The organism is Sodalis sp. RH24, from assembly GCF_047324145.1.
In the GTDB taxonomy this organism is placed as follows: domain Bacteria; phylum Pseudomonadota; class Gammaproteobacteria; order Enterobacterales; family Enterobacteriaceae; genus Acerihabitans.
On the sequence record NZ_CP178729.1, the window covers coordinates 4382498 to 4404566 of the forward strand.

20 protein-coding genes are annotated in these 22069 nt (G+C 57.0%); 6 read left to right on the top strand and 14 right to left on the bottom strand.

Annotated elements, in window-relative coordinates; genetic code table 11:
* Positions 1-103: 103 nt before the first annotated feature.
* On the top strand, positions 104-1714 hold the full coding sequence (locus tag ACL2XG_RS19925) for a methyl-accepting chemotaxis protein (protein ID WP_413721467.1): 1611 nt from the start codon (positions 104-106) through the stop codon (positions 1712-1714).
* Positions 1715-1773: 59 nt separating this feature from the next.
* On the top strand, positions 1774-2739 hold the full coding sequence (locus tag ACL2XG_RS19930) for a D-2-hydroxyacid dehydrogenase family protein (protein WP_413721466.1): 966 nt from the start codon (positions 1774-1776) through the stop codon (positions 2737-2739).
* Between the two features lie 22 nt (positions 2740-2761).
* Here ACL2XG_RS19930 and ACL2XG_RS19935 read toward each other — a convergent pair whose 3' ends face one another.
* Positions 2762-3829, bottom strand: coding sequence for an SDR family oxidoreductase (locus tag ACL2XG_RS19935; protein WP_413721465.1), 1068 nt, complete (start codon positions 3827-3829; stop codon positions 2762-2764).
* Between the two features lie 103 nt (positions 3830-3932).
* Between ACL2XG_RS19935 and ACL2XG_RS19940 the strand changes: the two genes are divergently transcribed.
* A complete protein-coding gene (locus ACL2XG_RS19940; protein ID WP_410013496.1) occupies positions 3933-4841 on the top strand; it encodes a LysR substrate-binding domain-containing protein in 909 nt (302 codons plus the stop codon).
* Positions 4842-4863: 22 nt separating this feature from the next.
* Here ACL2XG_RS19940 and ACL2XG_RS19945 read toward each other — a convergent pair whose 3' ends face one another.
* Positions 4864-5865 carry an MBL fold metallo-hydrolase gene (locus ACL2XG_RS19945; RefSeq protein ID WP_413721464.1) on the bottom strand — a complete coding sequence of 334 codons (1002 nt, stop codon included), beginning with the start codon at positions 5863-5865 and terminating at the stop codon, positions 4864-4866.
* 82 nt (positions 5866-5947) lie between these two features.
* Between ACL2XG_RS19945 and ACL2XG_RS19950 the strand changes: the two genes are divergently transcribed.
* Positions 5948-6907, top strand: coding sequence for a LysR family transcriptional regulator (locus tag ACL2XG_RS19950; RefSeq protein ID WP_413721463.1), 960 nt, complete (start codon positions 5948-5950; stop codon positions 6905-6907).
* Here ACL2XG_RS19950 and ACL2XG_RS19955 read toward each other — a convergent pair.
* The 5 genes from ACL2XG_RS19955 to ACL2XG_RS19975 form a co-directional block, all read right to left on the bottom strand.
* Positions 6904-7539 carry a transglycosylase SLT domain-containing protein gene (locus ACL2XG_RS19955; RefSeq protein ID WP_410013499.1) on the bottom strand — a complete coding sequence of 212 codons (636 nt, stop codon included), beginning with the start codon at positions 7537-7539 and terminating at the stop codon, positions 6904-6906. The two genes, ACL2XG_RS19950 and ACL2XG_RS19955, sit on opposite strands and share 4 nt — an antisense overlap.
* Before the next feature lie 432 nt (positions 7540-7971).
* Positions 7972-9354, bottom strand: a complete 1383-nt coding sequence (locus ACL2XG_RS19960; RefSeq protein WP_410013500.1) for a sensor histidine kinase — start codon at positions 9352-9354, stop codon at positions 7972-7974.
* Positions 9347-10057 carry a response regulator transcription factor gene (locus ACL2XG_RS19965; protein WP_410013501.1) on the bottom strand — a complete coding sequence of 237 codons (711 nt, stop codon included), beginning with the start codon at positions 10055-10057 and terminating at the stop codon, positions 9347-9349. The genes ACL2XG_RS19960 and ACL2XG_RS19965 overlap by 8 nt, the downstream gene beginning before the upstream one ends.
* Positions 10058-10071: 14 nt before the next feature.
* Positions 10072-10875 (bottom strand): MipA/OmpV family protein, encoded by an 804-nt coding sequence (locus ACL2XG_RS19970; RefSeq protein WP_410013502.1) that lies wholly within the window; start codon positions 10873-10875, stop codon positions 10072-10074.
* A gap of 316 nt (positions 10876-11191) precedes the next feature.
* Positions 11192-11923 (bottom strand): SDR family NAD(P)-dependent oxidoreductase, encoded by a 732-nt coding sequence (locus tag ACL2XG_RS19975; protein WP_413721462.1) that lies wholly within the window; start codon positions 11921-11923, stop codon positions 11192-11194.
* 98 nt (positions 11924-12021) lie between these two features.
* Here ACL2XG_RS19975 and ACL2XG_RS19980 point away from each other — a divergent pair, with 98 nt between their 5' ends.
* The gene (locus tag ACL2XG_RS19980; RefSeq protein ID WP_410013504.1) at positions 12022-12438 is read left to right on the top strand and encodes a winged helix-turn-helix transcriptional regulator; all 417 of its coding nucleotides are present in this window, start codon (positions 12022-12024) and stop codon (positions 12436-12438) included.
* A gap of 87 nt (positions 12439-12525) precedes the next feature.
* Here ACL2XG_RS19980 and ACL2XG_RS19985 read toward each other — a convergent pair whose 3' ends face one another.
* From ACL2XG_RS19985 to ACL2XG_RS20015, 7 genes are all read right to left on the bottom strand, one after another.
* Complete coding sequence (locus ACL2XG_RS19985) at positions 12526-13020, bottom strand: DUF1198 family protein (RefSeq protein ID WP_410013505.1); 495 nt, start codon at positions 13018-13020, stop codon at positions 12526-12528.
* A gap of 171 nt (positions 13021-13191) precedes the next feature.
* Entirely contained in the window at positions 13192-14214 is a 1023-nt protein-coding gene (locus ACL2XG_RS19990; RefSeq protein WP_410013506.1) for a fimbrial protein, read from the bottom strand.
* 10 nt (positions 14215-14224) lie between these two features.
* The gene (locus tag ACL2XG_RS19995; RefSeq protein ID WP_413721461.1) at positions 14225-16774 is read right to left on the bottom strand and encodes a fimbria/pilus outer membrane usher protein; all 2550 of its coding nucleotides are present in this window, start codon (positions 16772-16774) and stop codon (positions 14225-14227) included.
* Positions 16775-16844: 70 nt separating this feature from the next.
* Positions 16845-17531 (bottom strand): molecular chaperone, encoded by a 687-nt coding sequence (locus ACL2XG_RS20000; RefSeq protein WP_410013508.1) that lies wholly within the window; start codon positions 17529-17531, stop codon positions 16845-16847.
* 114 nt (positions 17532-17645) lie between these two features.
* On the bottom strand, positions 17646-18158 hold the full coding sequence (locus ACL2XG_RS20005; protein WP_413721460.1) for a fimbrial protein: 513 nt from the start codon (positions 18156-18158) through the stop codon (positions 17646-17648).
* 618 nt (positions 18159-18776) lie between these two features.
* A complete protein-coding gene (locus ACL2XG_RS20010) occupies positions 18777-20066 on the bottom strand; it encodes an MFS transporter (RefSeq protein WP_413721459.1) in 1290 nt (429 codons plus the stop codon).
* A 544-nt stretch (positions 20067-20610) separates the two neighbouring features.
* Complete coding sequence (locus ACL2XG_RS20015; RefSeq protein WP_413721458.1) at positions 20611-21345, bottom strand: SDR family NAD(P)-dependent oxidoreductase; 735 nt, start codon at positions 21343-21345, stop codon at positions 20611-20613.
* Positions 21346-21421: 76 nt separating this feature from the next.
* On the opposite strand from ACL2XG_RS20015, the gene ACL2XG_RS20020 reads away from it, so the two are divergent.
* Positions 21422-22069: a TetR/AcrR family transcriptional regulator gene (locus ACL2XG_RS20020; RefSeq protein WP_410013512.1), complete on the top strand. Its 648-nt coding sequence runs from the start codon at positions 21422-21424 to the stop codon at positions 22067-22069.

Below are 22069 nucleotides of genomic sequence, written 5' to 3' on the forward strand. Positions count from 1 at the left end.
CTTAGCGCCGGGGATACGGTTTTTTACCGCCCCGATTGCCCCGCTGTAACATCACTGACATCAAGCCGTCGAATACTGCATTTTATTTATGATGGATAAAATCATGTTGGTTATTGGTCAAGGTGGTTTCAAGGGCCGCAGATGGCGATTACCGCGCATCGACGCGCCGCAATGGATGACCAGCCTGCGCGGCGGGTTTGTCCTGTTCCTGTTGCTGTTTTGTCTGTTGCAATGCCTCTCTATCGCGTTGCTTTCTCAGTTGGTCACCCATATGAAAAGCAATATCACCACCGCCCACGCCATGACGGAACGTCAGGCGTTAATGAATAAATCCCGTATAGAATTATTGACCGCCAGCGATAATATCAATCGCGCCGGCGTTTATTTTATGCAGGATAAACAAAGCGGCTCCGTCGGCAGTTGGCAGGCCTTGGCCGACAGCGCCGACACAGCGCTAAAAGCGGCTCAGTCCTTTTTTGCCGATTATCAAAAGCTGGATGGCGCGCAGGATAACGACGCCGCTCTGCGCCAGAATTTCGCCCTGGTGTTTGACGGGCTGAATGAGCAGTTAAAGGGACTGCGCGCGGATAATATCGATTCGTTTTTCATGGTGCCCATCCAGGCGTTTCAGGAACAATTCAACACGGCGTTTTATCAGCGGCTAAGCCAGGATACCGCCGAAGCCGGGCGCTTTAACCAAGCGATATTGTCCTCGCTGACCACCGGTCGCAGCCTGTCGCTAGGTATCTCGGTGTTGCTGGCAGGTTTGCTGGCGCTAGCCGGCCTGGCCCTGTCCTATGCCGTTATCATGCCTCTCGACCACGCCCTGCGCCATATGGCGCAGATTGCCACCGGCAACCTCAGCGAACCTATGACGGCCTCCCGCTGGCAGTCGCGGGAGATCGTGGATCTGAATCAAGGTATCGGCCAGATGCAACTGGGCTTGCAACATATCGTCAATGAAATCAATGAAATATCTTCCCTGGTGATGCAGGGCGCCGGCGACATCGCCAGTCATAACCAGCGCGTCAGCCAGCATAACCGGTACCAGACCCAGGCGTTTCAAACTATCGGCGCGCGGTTAAACCATGTGGCGCAGGAAGCGGAAACCGGAGCGCAGTTCGCCGGTAATGCCACACGCCATATGAGTGATGCGGAGGCGTTGACCCGGCGCTGTGGCGAGATGGTGACGGAGGTTGATAAAAAAATGCATGAGATCGTGGCGGAGTCGGAAAAAATAGCCGGCATCGTGACCTTCCTCGACGGCATCTCCATGCAAACCAAACTGTTGTCGTTGAACGCGGCCATCGAAGCGGCCCACTCAGGGATAAACGGCCGCACATTTTCAGTGGTGGCGCGGGAAATGAGCCTGTTATCGCAAAAAAGCGGCGGGTCGACGCGTGATATCGATATGCTGATCCAATCCACCCACCGGCACATCGACAGCGGTTTCAGCCGGGTAAAAGCGTTGGACCGGGTATACCACGATATTGTCCAGGCGGTGCAGGGGGTGGCATTGTTATTGGATGAACTGCAGCGCAATGCCGCGTCGCAAAGCGAAGGGGTGAATACCATCGCCGGTGAAATTAAACAGCTCAACGATCAAATCGCGCAAAGCAATCTGCTGACCCTGGCGTGCGCCAAAGCATCCGATGCGCTTATCGGCCATTCCCAACGTTTGCGGCAAAGCGTCAGTAAGTTCGCGCTGGCATGACCGGCCGGAAAAGCCGATGATATTTTCCTGCCATCCTTTGTGCCACTGCGAGGAATAAAATGAGCCAATTATCCCCTGTACGTATTGCGGTTATCGACGACTGGCAATCCGTCGCCGGTCAGGTCGTGGACTGGTCTGCGCTGACGCCGGTCGGCGACGTGACATTTTTGCACGAGTTCCCCGCCGATACCGCGGCGTTGGCCGCACGGCTGCAATGCTATGACGTTATCTGCGCCATGCGTGAACGGACCCATTTTGACCGCGCGCTCATGATGCAGTTGCCGCAGTTAAAGCTGCTGGTGACCAGCGGCATGAAAAATGCCGCGATTGATATTGCCGCCGCCGGAGAGCTGGGCATCAGCGTCGCCGGCACCGACGGCAATCCCTATGCCGCCCCCGAACTGACCTGGGCGTTGATTATGGCGCTTACCCGCAACCTGCTGGCGGAGGCGACTGCGTTGAGGTCGGGCGGCTGGCAGCAGGGGCTGGGCACCAGCCTGCACGGCCGCACGCTCGGTATCCTGGGGTTGGGCAAGATAGGCCGGAAGGTGGCCCGCTATGCGCAGGCCTTCGGCATGGAGACTATCGCCTGGAGTGAAAACCTGACGGCTGAGCGGGCGGCCGAATCAGGTGTGACCTATGTTGATAAAGCAACGCTGTTTGCACAGGCGGATGTCTTATCCGTCCATCTGGTATTGAGCGGGCGCACCCGCGCAATGGTGGACGCGCCATCGCTGGCGCTGATGAAACCCACGGCGTATGTGGTCAACACCGCGCGCGGACCGATAATTGATGAGGCGGCGCTGATTGCCGCGCTGCACGAACGGCGCATCGCCGGCGCGGCCCTGGATGTCTTTGACCAGGAACCGCTGCCGGCGGCGCATCCGTTTCGCGCCATGGATAATGTCCTGGCGACGCCGCATATCGGCTACGTAACCCGTGAAAGCTACCAGGTGTTCTTCAGCGATATGATCGAGGATATCCTGGCCTGGCACGCCGGCCGGCCTATCCGGCTGCTGGCATAACCGGGCCGCCGGGATCTGGCGGTTACGCCGGGATAATACGCTCGGCTTTCAGACGGTCAAACAGGTCGATAAAGCTGTCGCGGGTATCCTGGTAGCCGGTAAAACCGGCCTTACGGCTTTTGCTCATATCGGTCACGATTTCCATCGGCCGGCCGAGGTCGGCGTCGGTATGCCACCAGGAGACCAGGTTATCGATATTGGCCTCGCGCAGGCCAAAGCGCGCGGCAATGTCCGTCCACTGCGCCGGCGCGTCCTGCATGCGCTCGCCAAGCGGTGACGCCTGGCCGGGGAACGGCGCCGGCGACACGCCAAAATAATCGGCTATCTGCGACCACATCCACCGCCAGCGGAAGATATCGCCGTTTACGACGTTAAAATCCTGGTTTTTCCCCTGGTCATGGGTGGCGGCCCATTCCAGGTGACTGGCCAGCAGCCGGGAATCGGTCATATCGGTCAGGCCGTGCCATTGCATGGTGGAACCCGGGAAAATAAACGGCTGGCCGGTGTATTTGCACAGCGTGGCATAAACCGCCAGCGTTACCCCCATATTCATGGCATTGCCGATGGCATAACCAACGATGGTATGCGGGCGATGGACGCTCCAGGTGAAGCCATGGCGTTTGGCCGCGGCGAACAGGCGATCTTCCTGGGCGTAATAAAAATTGTCCACCGGCAGCCGCCCCTGTTCTTCGCGAAAGGGCGTGACGGGGACCGCGCCGGTGGCATAAGCCTCAAAGGGACCGAGGTAATGTTTCAGCCCGGTGACCAGCGCGGCATGGCCGCCTGCCATAGAGGCGCCCAGCGCATCCAGGACATGACTGACCATGGCGCCGTTCACGCGGATATTTTCTTTTTCCGTAGCCTGACGCGACCAGGCGGTGAAAAACACGCGATCGACCGCAAGATCTTTCAACGCCGCCGCCACGGACTGCCCGTCGGTGAGGTCGGCAACGATGGCTTCGCAGCCTTCCGGCACCGGCGTGCGGCCACGGGATAAACCGTAGACCCGCCACCCACTGTGCAATAATTTCACTGCCAGCGCGCTGCCGATAATGCCGCTAACGCCGACGATTAAGGCACGATGTTGCATAGCTTATCTCCCATTATCATTCCAGGTCTTCAGCTTAGACTGGAATTTAATTCTTATCCCGGCTATTGTTTCCTGCCATTCGAGAATTTTTATCCCTGATAATATGCATCCCACGGAACGTCTGAAAGGCCTGAGCGCGTTTGTTTACACCGCCAGGTACGGCAGCTTCGCCGCCGCCGCCGAACAGCTGAACCTCACCAGTTCCGCAGTGGGTAAAAGCGTGGCGCGCCTTGAACAACGCCTGGACACACGGCTGTTTGAGCGCACTACGCGCCGGTTGGTCCTGACCGATGCCGGACAGGCGTTTTTCGCCACCTGTACCCGGGTATTGAACGACCTGGCCGATGCCCAGGCGGTATTGGCGTCCCATGCCCATACGCCCATGGGCCGGCTGCGTATCGATCTGCCGGCCTCGTTCGGCCGCCTTATCGTGATGCCGATATTGATCGCGTTTTTCCGGCGGCATACCCATCTGCGGCCCCATATCACCTTTACCGATCGTTTTGTCGATTTGGTTGACGAGGGCGTGGATGTCGCGGTGCGTATCGGCGGCGTTGGCGATTTGCCGCCGGCGATCGGCTCCCGCTACCTGGGCACCGAACGCCTGATTTTCTGCGCCGCGCCCGCTTATCTGAAATCCCGGGGCGTACCGCTCACCGTGAAGGCGTTAAGCGATCATGATTGCGTGGTCTATGGTAAAAGCGATGGCGCGGGGGCGCGCTGGTTATTGCCGGCGGAGGGGGGGCGGACCAGGGGGCTTGAGATCGCGCATCATATGATGGTCAGCGACAGCGAAGCGCAGGTGGCGGCCCTCGAGGCGGGGGCCGGCCTGGCGCAAATAGCCACCTGGCTGGTGAGCAAAAGCCTTGATGAGGGCAAACTGGTGCCTGTCCTGCCCGAGGCCGTGGTCGACGGCCTGCCTTTGCATATTACCTGGCCGAAAAATAAGCAACTGACCCCCAAGATCGATTTATTGTTGCGAACTTTCGCCGGGCAGCTGCGCATCCGCTAAGGCATGCGCGCGCGTGCCGCGGTTATTCTAATCCCGCCAGGCTGTAATTAACCGGCACCCACCGGTAACCCCGCCGATCGCCCGTCCTATCCCGGTATTTCACATGGCCCAGGCCGGGAAAAGCAATATGGTCGGCGGCAATCAAATAGTCATTTTTTACCGCCTCCTCCAGAATGGCTTTCCTGGATTTGGCCGCCTGCGTCTTGTCCCAGTCATAGGTAATCGTCGTGTTCGAATCGGGAAATTGCACGGCGGATGAATGAATGGTATCGCCCCAGATCAACAGCTTCTGGCCGGCGCTTTCTATCATATAAAGCGTGTGGCCCGGCGTATGGCCCGGGGCGGGGATGGCGTTTATGCCGGGAAACAGCTGGGTTTGACCGGTGAAGGTTTTTAATTTTCCCGCGGCGATTACCGGGCGGAAGGAGGACGCGGATTCCGCGAAGGTATGCTTTTCACTCTCCCGCACCTGGCCGATATTCCTGGGATTCAGCCAAAAGTCGACATCCCGCTGATTAACCCAAACGGTGGCATTGGGGAAAGCGTACTGGCCGTTATGCACCAATCCGCCCGAATGATCCGCGTGAATATGGGTTAACAAGACGGTATCTATCTTTTCCGCCGGATAACCGGCAGCGCGCAGGTTTTCCAGCAGACGTCCGCCATTGTTGCCAAACAGCGGGCCGGAACCGGTATCGACGAGTATCAGGTTGCTGCCGGTGTTGATGACATAGGCGTTAATGGACGTTTCCACATTGGCGGACATATCTTCATCGGCCAGGCGCTGTTTGAGCATGGCGGGGGTGATGTCCAGCAACAGCTTGTCCAGGGGGATGGTGACGGTGCCGTCGGAAACGGCGGTGATTTCAAACTTGCCCAGCATCATACGATAAAAGCCCGGAGCCTGGTGTTTTTGCTGCGCCACCGGGGTCGCGGCGGCGGGCACCAGCGCCAGGGCGGGTGAGAGCGCCGTAGCAAGCATAAAGACGGCGGCGACCTTGACCTTGTTGACTCTTTTCATCATTACCTTCCATTTTTAAACGACATAAATCAATGGCTAAAGTATCTGGTCGGCGATAGTATTGATCAAATTGATTGGAGTAATTATGAATATCAACGAAAATGATTTTCGTGGTGTGGATTTGAATCTGCTGATTACTTTCCTGGTACTGTACCGGGAGCGCAGCGTTTCACTGGCCGCGCAGAAGCTTTTCCTGGGGCAACCGGCGGTCAGCAGCGCCCTGGCCCGGCTGCGGGCGTTATTTGACGATGCGCTGTTTATCCGTACCGCCCAGGGGATGCAACCCACCGCCAGGGCGGATTTCCTGGCCCGGCGGTTTGCGCCGCACTTTGAACAGATCCAGTCGATTTTATTTAATTCCGATGAGTTTATCCCCGGCGCGAGCCAGCGGACATTCACTCTGGGAATGACGGATTGGGTAGAGATTTGGCTGATGCCGCCGCTGTTGAAACAGCTCAGGACGCACGCGCCGGCTATTCGAATCAACGTTATCGCCACCACGCCCTTTGAGGACCCGGCTTTTCTTGAGCAGCACGAGGTGGATATGGTGGTTTCAGTCACCAGCGACCAGGCCCCCTGGCTACGGCGGGAGAAGCTGTTATCCCAGGAATTCCTGGTATTATGGCATCCGCGTCAGCTGCCGCTGCCCGCCCCGCTTTCCCTTGAGAATTACTTGCGATATGAACATCTGCTGGTGACCTATCGCTCCAGGGCGCGCAGCGTGGCGGACGATATGCTGGCGGAAAAGGGCATGGAACGGCGCATCAGTTATACCACGCCGCACTTCTCTTCATTGCCGGGGATATTACAGAATACGCCGGTGCTGACCACGGTACCGCAAGCATTGGCGCAGGCGTGGATGCGCAATGTCGCTTTTTGCGCCAGTCCGCCGCCGTTGGCGCTGCCGGGATTTGACCTGTCGCTGTTATGGCATGCCAGAAATGACGCCGATGCAGGCCGCCGCTGGCTCGCGGGGCAGATAAGCGCTATAGCGGGAAATAATGCGGCGCCGCGCACCGCGGAGACAAAGCACTTAGAGTCTTAGCGCATCGCCAGATAGGCGTTTTTTACCTTCCACAGGTATCGCGGCGCCTGCGGCTGGGGATGTTTTTCCTGGATGTGCTGGTAGAACTGTTCCGGCGTCAGTTGGTTGATTCTGTTTATGGCGTAGTCCCGATCGCTTGAGAACGAGCGCAGCAGGGCGCCCGCGCCGTTAACGTAGGCGACCGCGATGGCGTAACGCAGCGTCTCGGGGTTGTGGATGCCGGATAACTGCCGTTGCAGGATGCTGATATAGGCCGTGCCCAGATCAATATTCGTGGCGGGGTCTTTTAAATCACGGACGCTCGGCTGGCCGTAGCGGCCTTTTAACCGATAGGCATCGCGTCCGGCGGTAGACGCCTTAAGCTGCATAAGCCCGACGGCGTTGGATTTGCTGATTACGCTGGGATTATAACCCGACTCTACCTGAATAATGGCTTTCACCAGCGTTTCATCGACGCCGTAAATGCTGGCGGAGTCGTGGATATAGCCGCCATAAATTCCCTTGGGCGCTGACTGCGGCAACATTTGCTGCGGCTGGGGGGGAGTAACGATGGCGACAGGCCGCTCTGTGGGTTGTTTGGCACACCCGGCCAACAGCAAACCCGCTATCAGGAAAAGGGAGTTTAATTTCACGCAGTATGCCTCAGGCGACGGGAGCGACCCTCAGCATATACAGGTTTGCGCCAGTTCTGAATATTTTTTTTCAGTGATGCGAGGCAAATTGCATTTTTTCTCGCCGTTTCGTTAGATTGCGCGGGATTCCGGCTGGAATATTCCCCTGTCTCTAAGATGCATCCTAAAATTATATTTAAATATTCAAAAAAATATAAGGGTAACGCCGCGCTCAAATAGCGCGCGGCATCGCCGTTGCCGCCCAAATAACGCGACTGGCCCCAAATACGACAACGATGTCAGTATAATTTAACTGTCGATATTAAGTAAATAACGCAGGTTATACCGATTTTTCATTTCTATTTTTATCTTAGCGCGACATGCGCTGCGATATTTTGCCGCCTGCCGCCTGCCGCCTGCCGGCGCCGGCAGGATATTGCCGCGCCATAAGAGTTAGAACCGCAAAATAAATCGGCTGCCCTGCTGCAGGGCTTTGACATCAAGCTGCCAGTGATGGGCGACGGCAATCTCTTTGCAGATGGCCAGTCCCAGTCCCGTACCGCCATGTACCGCGCCGGGCGCGCGCCAGAACCGGTCAAACACCCGCGGCGCTTCATCGGCTTTAAGGCCCGGCCCGTTGTCCGAGACCTGGATGGAGGCGGCGTCGGCCAGAATATCAACGGTACCGCCGGGCGGGGAGTAGTGGATGGCATTCTCGACGATGTTTTTCAGCAAGATAAACAGCGCGCTTTTATCCGCGTGTATCGGCGGCAGGGTATCCGGCAGCCACAGGCGCAACGTGATACGGTTGCCCGCGGCCTTGCGGTCCAGATAGGATGCCACGTCGCGCATTACGGCAAGCCGGTCCACCTCGCCAAAGCTATAGTTCTGCGATTCGCTCACCTCCGCCAGGTGCAATAGCTGGCGGACCTGACGCGCCATCAGATCGATTTCCCGATACAGCAGGTTTTTATTTTCGATTTCGGGCTGCAGCTCAATTTGTCCCCGTAGTAACGTGAGCGGAGTTTGCAGCTCGTGCGCCGCGGCGCCGAGGAAATCCTGCTGGGCGATAAAACCCGTTTCCAGTCGCGCCAGGGCGGCGTTAAAAGCGACAATCAGCGGCTTGATTTCACTGGGAATATCACGATCGTTTAAGCGTGTCTGCAAATTAGCGGGCGTGATCGACATGGCGGCCTCGGAGGCCACTTTCAGGGGATAGAGCACACGGCGTATGGTAAAGGGGAATGCCAGGCCGAACGCGATGGTCGCGATTAATATGCTCCAGGCGATGATCTCCGGCAGCGGCGCGAATTTCATATTCGCCACATTTTCCCCGAAGACGTCGCTGGTCGCGGTCTGCACGTAAAAGCGCCTTCCCCCGTGATCGGTTGCAAGCGTTATTACATCAAATGGCCTGCCGTTGATGGTCACGCGCTGATGGGAATCCGCCAGATCCGCCAGCCGGCCCTTGCCCCATGCCAGGCCGCTGTTGTCTTTCCCGCTGCTGAGCATCAATGTGCCGTGGTTATCAAACACGCGATACATCACTTCGGTGGGGGCGATAGCGAATAGCCAGGCCGTTTGTTCATCCAGCCTGGCGGAGACGGGCATGCCCAGTTCGTTGTATTGCAAGCCGGCGGAAACCCGCAGCGCGTTTTTTTGGTTATTATCTTTTTGCCACATTTCCCGGGGAAACTGATTTAACGCGTAGAGGTAAAGCGCCGCGATAAACGACAGGCTGACCGCCAGGACCGCAATGCTGGTCAGCCATAATCTTGCCGACAGGCTATATGTCCAGTAACGGATCCATTGCGCACGGAGAAATGTCTTAAGCATAGCCAAGCCCGCCGTCATCGCGGGAGGCCGTCCTCACGGCCAGGGCGAAGCCGACGCCACGGACATTTACGATTTGGGCGGCCACGCCCGCGCTGGACATTTTTTTACGTAGCCGGTGAACGGTGACTTCCAGCGCATTCGGCGTGACCGCTTCCCCTAATCCCCATGCCGCGTGTTCCAGTGATGCATGACGCACCGTCTGCCCGCCCGCCTTAAGCAACGCCAGCAATATTTGCAGCTCGGTGGGGGCGAGCAAAACGGACTGCGTTGCGCCGTACAGCGTCGGTTCCCGGGGATCAAGGGTAATATCGGCGAAGGCGTATACCAGGCCGGCGGTTTCAGCCGGCCGCCGCATCAGCGTTCGGATGCGCGCGACCAGTTCGCTCATGGCGAACGGTTTGGTAACGTAATCGTCTGCGCCGCTTTCCAGTCCGTCGACCCTATCGTGCAAGGCATCCCGGGCGGTCAGGATCAGGCAGGGCGTCATATATCCCGTGGCCCGCAACTCCCTTAAAAAATCCAATCCGTCGCCGTCGGGCAAGCCGCGATCGATGATAAGCACGGCATAATCAGCCTGCTTTACGCCGTATTTCGCCTGCGACAGGGTATAAAAAAAATCGGTTTCCACCCCGGCACCGGACAGCGCCTGACCGATCATGGCCGCCAGACGCTCGTTATCCTCGATAAGTGCGATACGCGCCATGTCGTGTTTTCCCGTTAGAAACGATAAAGGTAGCCGAACCGGGCCTCGGGGATCACTGTCCTGTCAACCAATGGACTGTCGGTGATTCCGCCGCCCAGATGAGAGACGCCGGCGTCCAGGCTCAGGCTTTGGTGCGGCGTAAGCTGGTAATCGAAACGCACGCCCGCCGAGAAGTTATAGGTGGCTTTACCCGCGTAGGCATCGCGTCCGGCGCGCGCTTCATCATTTTCCACGCCGTAATAATAATCCACATAGCGACTGTTATACCAGTCAATGCCGGCGTGGGGCACGAGCGTGACGTCCCCGTATTCGAACGCCCGGTGGTAATCAATGCCCGCTTTCAACCCTTTATTCCCCGCCGTCAGGACGTTTGCGCCGAAGGTGCCGTAGCCGCTGTCCCAGGCCATGGCCGGTCCGACCCAGAATCCGCCTTTGCGTTTTTGCATGCCGTCGAGTATCGGCGCATCCGATTCCTTATAGCCATCGCCCAGGGCATATTCCCCGCGCAGGGTAACGCTGACGTTATCCCAGCGGCCGATCTTGACGTCAAGTTTGTTGCCGAAGAGATGGATCCATTTGTTATCGAAATAGATCAGGGGCAGCGGGGAGACGCTGGCATCGTCTCCTTTGTAAGGCGATTGCTCATAGCCCACGCCGATGCCAAGACCCCAATGGGTAACGTTGGGCGCATCGCTCCAAAATGAAAAGCCCGTCGCGTCATTCTCCGCCGTCGCCGGGGCGGTGCCGGCAGCGCAGGCGGCGCCGGAAAAAAACGCTACGGATGCTACTGCATACCCTATCCTGAGCCGATGTTGCATGAATTCTCTCACAGTGGTTGTCTGGATGTCGCCGGGAGGACGTGACCAAGATGGGGTCAACTCTAAGGCCGTCAGGCTTACAGTCGACTTACAGCGAGGCGATTAATGATCCCTTCAGCGGCAGTCCGCCATCATTTCATGGCATGGTCATCGCAGTGAATAAATTTGGGAGGGTGCCGGCAACATGACATAAGTGAACAACGCGCGCCGGCCCCGGCCGCCGGCAGGGACCGGCAAAGAGGCGGAATGTATCCGCCGGCCAGGGTCACGGGTTGGGTGGCGACGATAGTCATGTAGCCGGCCTGGGCGCCGCCGGTTAAATTTGCGCCATTCCGCCATCAATGCACAATTCTGCCCCGGTAATAAAGCTGCTTTCATCCGAGGCGAGGAAAAGGGCGGCGGCCGCGACTTCTTCCGGTTTGCCCAGACGGCCTAACGGAATATGGCCGATCAAGGTTTTCCGAACCTCTTGCGTAACCTGATCAAACATTGGCGTGTCGATCGGTCCGGGACTCAGCGTATTCACGCGAATTCCCCGATCGGCGAACTCGTTGGCCCACGTTCTGGCATAGGAGCGCATGGCGGCTTTGGTCGCGCCATAGACGCCATAGCCGGGGGTGCCGATAAATCCGGCGATGGATCCAATCAATACCATACTGCCGCCCTTATCCATCAGCGGCAGCGCTTTTTGCGCCGTGAACAGCGCGGCGCGGGCGTTAACATCAAACATCAGATCGAAATGGGTTTCGGTTATCTCGTTTAATGTGGACGGCACGGAAACGCCTGAGGCGATCACCAGAACATCCAGCCGACCTTTTTGAGCCTTGACCGCGGCATATAACCGGTCAAGGTCCGCCATTTCCGTCACATCCCCTTGCACCGCCGCGATATTTCCGCCGATCAATGCCACCGCCTTATCGAGTTCCGCCTGGCGGCGGCCGGTGATAAAGACATAAGCGCCTGCTTGCACGAAGCGTTGTGCGATGACCAGGCCGATGCCACTGCCGCCGCCGGTGACGACCGCGATTTTCCCGTTTAAGTTCGACATATAAGTACTCCATTGAATTTGAACCATGATGGTATAACTTATATACTTACTGTCAATTACGCACCTTGAGTCGCGTAGGTATACACAAGGAAACCACTATGTCCCGGCCCGCTATCAACACCCTTGCTGCCGCATGCGCGGTGAACACCCTTGCCGCTGCATGCACGGCGCGCCCGATTCTTGACCAAATCGCCAATAAATGGTCCCTGATGATCCTGATTGTCCTTTGTGAGCAGCCGGTTCGTTTTAACGCGTTGCAGCGGCGTGTGGGGGGGATAACCCAGAAGGCGTTGACCGAGAGCCTGCGTCGTCTTGAGAGAAACGGGCTGGTAAAACGATGTGTTATAGCCTCCTCGCCGGTCGCGGTTGAATATTCGCTCACGCCGTTGGGGCATACCTTGCAATCACCGTTTGCCGCGATTTATGCCTGGGCTGTCGATCATCAGCCCGACATCGAACGGGCGCAGCGGGATTTCGATCAGCATATTCATCAAATGAACAGCGCGGTTAATTGAATCCGCATTGAACCATCGGTCTTATCCGCAGAGTGATGGCCTGGCTGAACGGTTTACCGTCCTGTTGGACAAATGCGTCCTGCCGCCTTAATTCTTCGGCGCGACACCGTCGAGATAATACACATTGCTGTTGGCGGCGGGGACCTGGTTAAAGATATCGGTAAAGCGCGCGTTATAGCGTTGCCGGTAAGCGGCGAGATCATTTGCTTCCGGCTCAAGGTCCCGTAAAAACGAGAGCGCCAAACGGACATGTTTATGCGTCAGTTCGGTGGGCAGCCGCGCTTTATGCAACACCGAATGCCAGAATGCCAGACTCTCTTCGGCGTCATCGACAATAAAGGTTTGATAGATCAGCAGCACGCCCGCGGCGTTGCCGAGATGTGATTCGCTGTTATGTAATAAATAGCTGACAAACTCGCCGCCGGCTTTTTTCCCCATTTGGCTTATCATGGATTCCACATAGACCGGCTCGATATTCAGGCGTTTGGTCAACGCCTGCGACGCCCGGCGGGAATCGGAGTTTAGGATGCGAAAACCGACAAGGAAAACGACAACCAGCGTTGCCAGTATGAGCCAGATCATGGGACGTCCTCAAGCAAACCAGGGTCCATCATAAGAGTAAATCACCGCCGAGAAAACAGTCGTGCGGAAGAAAGATGTTCACCGGGATTCAGCGACCCGCAATTTACCATTATTGCCGGAGCTGCGCACTGGCGTCCGCTTTAAGGCCAACCCATTTCATCCCGCCGTGATTTATTGGTAGGTTAAGGTAAAGGTGGCTGTGCTGTTGGCGAGTCCGGGCGTCACCGTGCTTTCAGTCTGGTAATAACGCGCCTCTAACGGGATATTAAAAAATCCTGCCACGGTGGTGGTGCCAACGGCCAGCGGCGCGCCGAGGGTGACCGGATTGCTATTATACAGTATTTGCACGCCCACGCCGGTGGCGGCGGGGGGGGAAGAGGATGGGCTCAGCGCCAGTACGTTCGTCGCGCTGCCGGCGCTGATGCCGTCGAACTGCACTCTGACATTAATGCCGGGATTACAATCCAGCGGTATAGTAAAGCCGCGCAGGCCCGCCGTGCTGCCGATGGCGGTAAACTCTGCGCGATCCACATTACCCATCGGCACCGTGATGGCGGTGTTGGTCACTGAGCATGCATTGACGATAACGGTAATAATTCCCGAGAAAAGCGATACCGCCGGCAAAGTCAAATCACTGCCGTTTACGACATTGATAAAACTGGCGAGATGTGTCGAGGGGAGGGTTCCGGGGGTGACGGGACCGAGTTTATAAAAAGTGATTGTTGCGCCGCCGGTTAACTGCGGGATGTAGCCGCTTGGATTGGAGCATAGCTGAACGGTATTGGCATCCCCCCCCATCTGCGGGCCGGTGCCTATATAGGCGGATCCTACGCAGTCTCCTGTAGGCTGCACATCGCCATAGACGATGTAACCTAATCCGGTATCACCCAATTTATAGATGTTACGGCCAGCCGATACCTCACCTGTGATATTTTCCAAATTTCCCTGTAGCCCAAATTGTTGCTGGGTTATGCCGGCGGGGGCGCACGAATATTTATCCGAGCTCGGAAAAACATAGGGGTTGCCTATCAGGCCGTTGGGTTTATCACGCGCTAACGTTAAGGTGACGGGGGCGCCGGTCTGCGATGCTCCCGTGGTGGTACAGGCGGCCATGGCCGGTGGGGTATACGCCAGCGCCGCGCACGCCGTCGCCAGCAGGGCGCTTATCGACCATAAAATGCGTTGTTGCTTCATACGATGGCTCCTAACGACATGGCACACTGGCCATGCGAATCGAGGGGGTTGGCGATGCCGCGGCGGGCAGACTGTAGCCGGCTTCGCACCGCTGGTCCGCGCCCTGGCCCCAGACCGCCTTGATCCGGCCCTGTTCCGGCATTCCGCTCAGGTACACCTGGCCCGCGGCATCCGCAATACCGCTGTTTTCGCTTTCACCGGCGGCCTGTATCTGGGTGACCTGCGTGCCGAAGGGCACCGGCTGACCCCGATACGTTATCGTCAGCAGCACCCGGCTGCCCACCCGGGTCTTGAAGTCCGCCAGCGCCAGCGCTCCCTGCGTGGGTATGACGGTCTGGGTATTGATATCGATATCCACATCCTCACCCAACGTCGTGGTGTCGAGCGCAATGCGATTCCGGCGATACGTGGTGGCAAAGGGCACCACGGCGTAACCACGCCGGTCGGTCACCACGCCGGTATTGTTTTCCACCCGTACCCCGTCGGCGCCCGGCGCGCGTACCAGCGCCAGCGTATCGCCCAGCGATTGCGACAGCGTGACGCCATAAGGATGCGCCACGACGCCGCCCTGCGCCCCGTAGTTTACCTGCCGGTTGTGTCGGCTGTAGTTATAGCCTGCGTTGAGCTCGCCGCTCCCTCCCCGGTACGACGCCGATGCGCTGCCGCTGGCGCCGGTACCCTGGTTGCCGTAGCTTTGCTGCACGCTGTAGTTAAAATTATTATCCGCAAGCAGGGTGCCGCTGATGCCCGCCTGCTGATTGACCGCGCCGTGGTTATCGCCATTGACGCTGTAGGTCGCCCAGCTGTTCGGCAGCCATTTGCTGAGCGGGATTTGCACGCTGAACGCAAATTGCCGATCGTTGTCCTGCGGCCCCGGCGTCTGGCTAAAAGTGTAATTCAGGTAATAGGTGATGCCGGCGTGGCTAAGACTGTACCCGGCGCTTAAGCTGCGCTGATAACCGCTTTGCTGCCAGTAGTCCTGCTGATAGCCCGCCAGATACAGACTGCCGGCATCGCCCATAGACTGGCTGACATTCAGTTGGATCCTGCTGCGCTTGTTGTAGAGCCGTTGCCAGGCGTTGGAGGCTTGATGGGTCATCTCGTTGGCATCGCCAAAGTCATAAAAGCCTTTGCTGGAGTAGCGATACCCGGCGAGGGTAAAAGAGGTCCCGTAGTCGGTAAAGACTTTGGCGTACTGGAAGCGATACGATTGGCCGGTATGGCGCTCATCGCTGCCGGGCAACGTAGTGTTGGCCCGGGTCACATCGAACGACGCGGAGCCCAGGTCGCCAAAACCACGGCCCATCCCCAGCAGCAGGGATTGGTAGTCCGCCGAGGCGATTGACCCGCCGTAGACCGACGTGTCACCGGGCAGGCCGTAAATCAGGCTGCCCATAAGAAAATTGGGCTCCCGCGCGTCGTTAAACGCGGAGCGGTATCGGCCGGCGCTGGCGGCATATTTCAACCTGCCCTCGCGCTGCATGATAGGCACCGCCGAAAACGGTTGGGTAAAACGGCGTTCCGCGCCGCTGGCTTCCCGTATCGTCACGTCCAGGTTACCGCTGGCCGCGGTGGGAAACAGATCGGTAATCACAAAAGGGCCGGGGGCGACGTACGTCTGATAAATAATGGAATTATTCTGGCGAATGGTCACCTGCGCGTTGCTTTGCGCGATGCCTCGTACAACCGGGGCAAACCCGCGCAGGCTATCGGGCAGCATATTATCATCGGAGGCCAACTGCGCGCCGCGAAACGGCACGCTGTCGAATATCGTCCCGGGCGTGTAGGCGTCGCCGGCGGTAAACTGGCCCTTAAGCGACTGCACGTCATGCTGGACGTACGTGTTGATGCTGTCCCAATGGGAACGCTCCCGGCTGCTGTTGCTATAAACAGAATAATTCCTTAATCGCCAACCGCCCAGATTGGCCCCGCTGCGCAGGTTGAGATAATGGTTTTCGTCGCTGCCCGACTGGTCGTCATACCAGGTAGTAGAGCCGGAATAGGCGTAGCCCAGCATCAGGGCGGGCAGCCCCTGATCCCATTGCGACGGATCGACATAGCCGCGCGCCTGGCTGTCCAGCGCCGCCTGCGGCACGCTGAGATCCAGGCGCAATTGCTGGAAATTCAGCGTGCTGCCGGCCTCGGGAATGTACTGGCCAAGCGCGGTAATAGGCTGGTCGTCCGGCAGCGCCCGCAGGGCCGGGAAGGCGCCGCGATTCACCCCATACTCCGCCAGTTGCCTGGCGGTGAGTTCGGGCTGCAGCCCCGCCGCGGAGGCCACAAACGTGACCTCGCGGGTATCCACCTTATTGCCGTTGAGATAGATATCGACGCGATAGATGCCGGGCAGTTGTCCCCCGATATCAGAGAACTGGGAGAGATCAACCGCGTGTATTGCCGCCCCCTTGAGGGATAGGGCGTTGGGATTAAAGTAGTCCTGCGCCGGCGACGGCAGCGGGACGAGACCCAGCGATAAGACCGGCAAAACAGGCGGGATGGACCAGGCGAAGCAGCTCATCAACATCGGTCTGACAGGCAGCCGGGATAGCGCATTTTTCATATTCACCCCCTCTACCGCATGCTGGCAAACGGATGATCCGCCGGCTAATGGGCGTGCCGTCGTTAAGCCATCACAACGGCGCGCTGGCCGGCGCGGAAGTGCCGCCGAATTCATTAATCGCCCGCCACATCACGTTACCGCGTACCCCGGCCGGCAACGGCCAGCTCAGGGTGCCCAGCGGGGCAATCATGCCGGGATTTGTAATGTCCTGGCCGCTTACGCTCAAACTGGCGAACGACACGTAGAACGGGGTAGGGTTACGCGCCGTTAATTGCCCGCCCTGGCGGGAGAAATTCAGGGCTTTATACGCATCCCCGGCACGACCGGCCAGGTTTTGCGGACGATAAAACAGTTTGATGCGGGTATTGATGCTGATCAGCAACTGGTTGATCGCATTTTTATCGGTGGCGGGGATGGATTTAATATTGAGCCAAAACACCGATTCGCGGTCCCCGGGCAGGTTGCCGCCGGCGCGCACGATGCGCAGGACATTTTCCTGCCCCGCATCCAGCCGGAACAGCGGCGGGGTGATGATAAACGGCACCCTGAGGGTGTCGCTATCGCGTTCGTTATCAATCCAGGACTGAATAAGATAGGGCAGCGATTTGTCCGGATTGCTGACGGAAATCGACGCTTCTTTCTTCCCGGCATCGTAAACGACCCGGGTTCCGCCCACCACCACGCCGGCCTGAGCCAGTAAGGCGCTAACCAGCCCGGCTGCCATGCATACCGCTTTCAGCCACTGAAACATGGTCATCTCCAGTAAAAATCCGCCACTACGCGCGCCATGGCCCAAGAGTAATGACCGATAGAGATTAAATATGGCCTCTGGGGCGACCTAAAGACGGGGCCAGGGCATCGGCATTTATGTTTAGGGATATTGCAGGACGAATTCCGCCGTGGCATTGGCGGCACCTGCTACAATCGGCGTCGCGGTTTGCATGTACTTCGCCACGAAGTCCAGCGAACCGCCGGTCGCGGTGACAGGCTGCGCCACGGACGCCGCGCCAAGATTCACCCGGGTGCTGCCGTCGGATTCAAACAGCGCGATGCCGGCGCCGGTGGCTCCCCCGGCGGTTAAACCTAATACCGTGCTATCCGCGGGATCCGCAGCGCCGGAAAAAAAGACCTGGGCAGTGGTTAAACCCGCGGGGCAGGAGGTCAGCGTAATGGAGAACGGCGTGGAACCCGCGGTTGCGCCAACACCACTAAACGCCGCGACGGTTAAACTGCCCATATTCACCGCCACGACGGCAGGTTCCACGACACAGGCTGTATCCAGAATGGTTCCGGTGAAGTTGATGGTACCATCGGCGGCATTAGCCAGGCCGCAGGACAGAATGCCGGCTACGGCTAACGCGGGAAGGGTAAATGTGCTTTTCATATAAGGCCCCTCGTTCACTAATATTATTTATCGCTGGATAAATCACTGCCCTTTTGAAACATGCCACTCAATCTTGCCGGAACGTGATCGCGTGATCTCATTGCCTGTCAACGAGCGTGGGGAAAAACGCCAGTAGGGGATCAAGTGAATAATAAACCTCATTAGGGTGTATTTGCAGAAAATACAGCGTGCGATGCAAGTTGATAATAACGCCGGTACGTCACCTTCTGTAAATAGGGCCAAAGTGAATAATGAATAAAAAAATATAAAAACCTTGATATTGATTTTTAATGGTGGGTTATTTTAAGGGGCGGGGAGCAATTAGGATAAAAACCTCTTTGTGAGACAACATAGGTTACGCATAAATAATCATAATGAATTTTAATTTTATATGAGATATAGCCAGATAAATTATTGTTATAGAATGTTGAGTGAAATTGATAGCCTGCATTAGAGCCGGTGCTTAATCGGTGATGGATAGTTAATGAACGGTGCGGCTGTGCCGCCAAAAAATAAGGCGTATATAAAAATAATGCCGCCCATGTCGGCGCGGCAGGCAATAATGCCGGTGATTCCTTGGGGATGCTTCCCATCCGGCGGGTTTAGCGGTCTGCCATATCAGCCGACGCGTTTTACTTCACCCACCAGGCACAGGTATGACAATGCGCCCAGCAGGGCGACCGCCGCGATATAGATCAATGCCGGCGCGAAACCATAATCCTGGGCAAGATAGCCGACCACCAGCGGAACGGTGATGCCGCCCAACCCGCCGACAAAGTTAAACACGCCGCCGGTCAGTCCGATCAGCCGCACCGGCGCCAGCGACGATACCAGCGACCAGGTAATGGAAGCAAAACCGTTGCCGAAAAAGGCTAAAGCCATTAGCGTCATAATCCAAACAGGATCGTTGGTATAATTCGCGCCCATAATGCAGGTTGACAGCAACAGGCCGCAGATGATGGGCGTTTTGCGTGCAAATCCAATGGTTTTGCCCTTGCGCACCATACGGTCGGCAAAGAGACCCGACAGTAATACGCCCGCAAACGCGGCCAGGAAAGGTACGGTAGTCATAAATCCGGCGGTCAGGGCGCCGATATGTTTTTCCTGGGTCAAATAATTGGGAAACCAGGTGAGAAAAAACCATAACGTCGAGGTTACGGCAAATTGCCCCAGATAAACGCCGACCAGCTTGCGGTGAAATATTAACTTCCAGTCGGCCGCGGTCATGGACACGCGTTGCGCCTTGGCGGTAGGCGCATCGCCGTCAATAATGCCGCCGCCGGCTGCGATATAATGCAGTTCGGCCGCATTAATCCCTTTGCTTTTTTTCGGCGGTTGATAAACAACGTGCCAAATAACCGACCAGATTATGCCCACCCCGCCGGTGAGAATAAACACCCAATGCCAACTCAGCATTTCCTGCACCCAAATCAATAGCGGCGTCAGAAAAGCCAAACCGACAAATTGCCCCGAAGTGAAAAAACCAACCGCCGATGCCCGTTCCTGCTCGGGGAACCAGCTCGTCACCATCCGGTTATTGGTTGGAAACGCGGGCGCTTCAAACATCCCCGTGATGGCGCGTAAGCCCATAAGTGAAATCAAACCATTGGCGAATCCCTGGCTGAGCGTCGCCACGGACCAGCCGAAAATGGCAATGAAATAGGTCATTTTTGAGCCGACGCGATCGAGAAACCAGCCGCCGGGTATCTGGCAAAGGGTATAGGTCCAGGCAAATGCCGAGAAGACATATCCCATCTGTGTCTTATTAATACCGAACTCTTGCTGGATATGCACCGACGCAACCGCCAGGTTGGCGCGGTCGACATAACAAATCACCACGGTAATAAAGATCATGAGCAATGTGATATAGCGCCGTTTGGACGGCGCGGTGGCTACTGAGATATCCATCTTGTTCATCCCGTTCAGTAAACTACAACATGTAAGGTAAGGTGGGTAGTGAGTTGATAATATTTTTGATAGAAACTGCAAACGCGCATGAAATCCATTGTTATAGCATCGAAAATAAATTGTGTTTGCAGGCGATGCGCGCTTTGGCTTTGTGACAAAATAAACAATACAGTGTTAAAAACCTAATGAACTACCGCAGCACGTTATACAATAAAAAGAACTCATTAATTTTTTAAGTTAAATAAAATTAATGGCCCACCGGCTGAAAATATATTTATCAGTCAGTATTAAAGGCAATATGGCGTTCTGCCCGATGGATGAAAGAATGTGTCGTTGCTTCCAAGCAGTTTCTTTCGCAATAATTATCTGTTGGTGATTGTAGCACCATAATTTTATCTTGTACTACAATGCAGATCACACTTTGGACACTTTATCCGCGGGCTTGATGGCCCGCGAAAAAGAGCGCGGCTGCCGCTGGCACGGAGCAAGCCGGCTCGTCCATTGCGCGCATCAGCGCGCTACTGCATACCCGACTGCGTCAACATTACCAGGGGAGGCTACCCTGCTCGTTTTGGTAGGCGCCTTTCGGGTCGTGCTCAGTAAGCAGCGCCAGGCGCACTATAAATACCGCCGCCTCGGCGGGCATCCTATCACCCCGATTTCCGCTTAGCTCGGTGTTCACCAGGCCTGGGCAGGCAGATACCGCGGTAATCCCAGTAGCGCGCAGTTCGGCATTGAGCTGGATCGTCAGCATATTCAGCGCGGCTTTTGACGCGTTGTAGCCAATAAACCGGACATCGTAGTACGGCCAGTCGGGATCTTCATTGAGCGTCAATGAACCCAGGCTACTGGATAGATTGACGATACGCCCGGCTTCGGACTTACGCAGCAGCGGCAGCATCGCCTGCGTAACCGCCAGTGTCCCGATGAAATTAGTGTCGAATACCCGACGCACCGCGTCCAGGGCGGCGGCGCCTGGCGCGCCGTCCGTGGCGTCGGAAACGCCGGCATTGTTCACCAGGATATCGAGGCGGCCATACTCGGCGTCGATCCTGGCCGCGGCCGCGGCTATGCTCCGCGCGTCGCAAAGGTCAATCTGAATGAACGACGCCTGCAAACCCTGCGCGGCCAGCTTATCGGCCGCGGATTTACCTCGGCCCGCGTCGCGTCCACCCACCAGGACGAAGACACCCTTTTGCGCAAGCTGCCTGGCGATTTCGTGGCCGATTCCTTTATTGGCGCCCGTCACGAGCGCAATGCGGTTAGCGATATTTGTCATGTGAAGTTCCTTGATAATTTCGGTTATTCCGATCACATTAAGAATAAGAATAATTCTTCAGGTTTTGAATTCGCTTATGTTTTCGGTCCCCAAACGCAGCCTCAGCGCCCGTAAAGTCCCGCAGCAGGCGCGATCGGCCACCACTGTCGAGGCCATTTTCGACGCGACGATTCAGGTTTTATTAGCTGCGGGGCCAACCCGTTTGACGACAACGCGCGTGGCTGAAAGGGCGGGGGTATCCGTTGGCTCGCTATATCAGTATTTTCCCAATAAGCAGGCGTTGTTCTATGCGCTGAATGAAAGATATCTCATCATGCTGGCGGAACGGGTTGAGGCGGCCTGTCTGGCGCAACACGGGAAACCCTATGCGCAGATGAGCGACGCGCTCGTCAGCACCTACATTGCAGCCAAAATCGAGCGCCGCGATGTGACGAGCGCACTCTATCGTGCGGCGGCCGAGGTGGATGTGGCCGAACTGGTCGAGGCGATGACCAGGCGTGTCGAAGCGGCAAGCGAGGCCATGTTTGCCAGCGCCCCGGACGCGAAATTTGCCGATCTCGCTACGGTGAACCTGACGCTGTTGAACGTCCTGTGCGGCACCGTCTGCAATGTGTTCGTCAGGAATATGTCGGAACTGTTCGTTGGCGGCGGCCTGACATCACAGCTGACGTTAATGTTCTGTACTTATCTGAACGCGGCGAAAATGCCGCCGGCGGACGCATAG

Coding starts and splice junctions, on each gene's coding strand:
- ACL2XG_RS19935 (WP_413721465.1), bottom strand. CDS start 3,829: ATGCAACATCGTGCCTTAATCGTCGGCGTTAGCGGCATTATCGGCAGC.
- ACL2XG_RS19985 (WP_410013505.1), bottom strand. CDS start 13,020: ATGATCTGGCTCATACTGGCAACGCTGGTTGTCGTTTTCCTTGTCGGT.
- ACL2XG_RS19925 (WP_413721467.1), top strand. CDS start 104: ATGTTGGTTATTGGTCAAGGTGGTTTCAAGGGCCGCAGATGGCGATTA.
- ACL2XG_RS20020 (WP_410013512.1), top strand. CDS start 21,422: ATGTTTTCGGTCCCCAAACGCAGCCTCAGCGCCCGTAAAGTCCCGCAG.
- ACL2XG_RS20015 (WP_413721458.1), bottom strand. CDS start 21,345: ATGACAAATATCGCTAACCGCATTGCGCTCGTGACGGGCGCCAATAAA.
- ACL2XG_RS20000 (WP_410013508.1), bottom strand. CDS start 17,531: ATGACCATGTTTCAGTGGCTGAAAGCGGTATGCATGGCAGCCGGGCTG.
- ACL2XG_RS19950 (WP_413721463.1), top strand. CDS start 5,948: ATGAATATCAACGAAAATGATTTTCGTGGTGTGGATTTGAATCTGCTG.
- ACL2XG_RS19930 (WP_413721466.1), top strand. CDS start 1,774: ATGAGCCAATTATCCCCTGTACGTATTGCGGTTATCGACGACTGGCAA.
- ACL2XG_RS19995 (WP_413721461.1), bottom strand. CDS start 16,774: ATGAAAAATGCGCTATCCCGGCTGCCTGTCAGACCGATGTTGATGAGC.
- ACL2XG_RS19960 (WP_410013500.1), bottom strand. CDS start 9,354: ATGCTTAAGACATTTCTCCGTGCGCAATGGATCCGTTACTGGACATAT.
- ACL2XG_RS19980 (WP_410013504.1), top strand. CDS start 12,022: ATGTCCCGGCCCGCTATCAACACCCTTGCTGCCGCATGCGCGGTGAAC.
- ACL2XG_RS20010 (WP_413721459.1), bottom strand. CDS start 20,066: ATGGATATCTCAGTAGCCACCGCGCCGTCCAAACGGCGCTATATCACA.
- ACL2XG_RS19940 (WP_410013496.1), top strand. CDS start 3,933: ATGCATCCCACGGAACGTCTGAAAGGCCTGAGCGCGTTTGTTTACACC.
- ACL2XG_RS20005 (WP_413721460.1), bottom strand. CDS start 18,158: ATGAAAAGCACATTTACCCTTCCCGCGTTAGCCGTAGCCGGCATTCTG.
- ACL2XG_RS19945 (WP_413721464.1), bottom strand. CDS start 5,865: ATGATGAAAAGAGTCAACAAGGTCAAGGTCGCCGCCGTCTTTATGCTT.
- ACL2XG_RS19965 (WP_410013501.1), bottom strand. CDS start 10,057: ATGGCGCGTATCGCACTTATCGAGGATAACGAGCGTCTGGCGGCCATG.
- ACL2XG_RS19975 (WP_413721462.1), bottom strand. CDS start 11,923: ATGTCGAACTTAAACGGGAAAATCGCGGTCGTCACCGGCGGCGGCAGT.
- ACL2XG_RS19990 (WP_410013506.1), bottom strand. CDS start 14,214: ATGAAGCAACAACGCATTTTATGGTCGATAAGCGCCCTGCTGGCGACG.
- ACL2XG_RS19970 (WP_410013502.1), bottom strand. CDS start 10,875: ATGCAACATCGGCTCAGGATAGGGTATGCAGTAGCATCCGTAGCGTTT.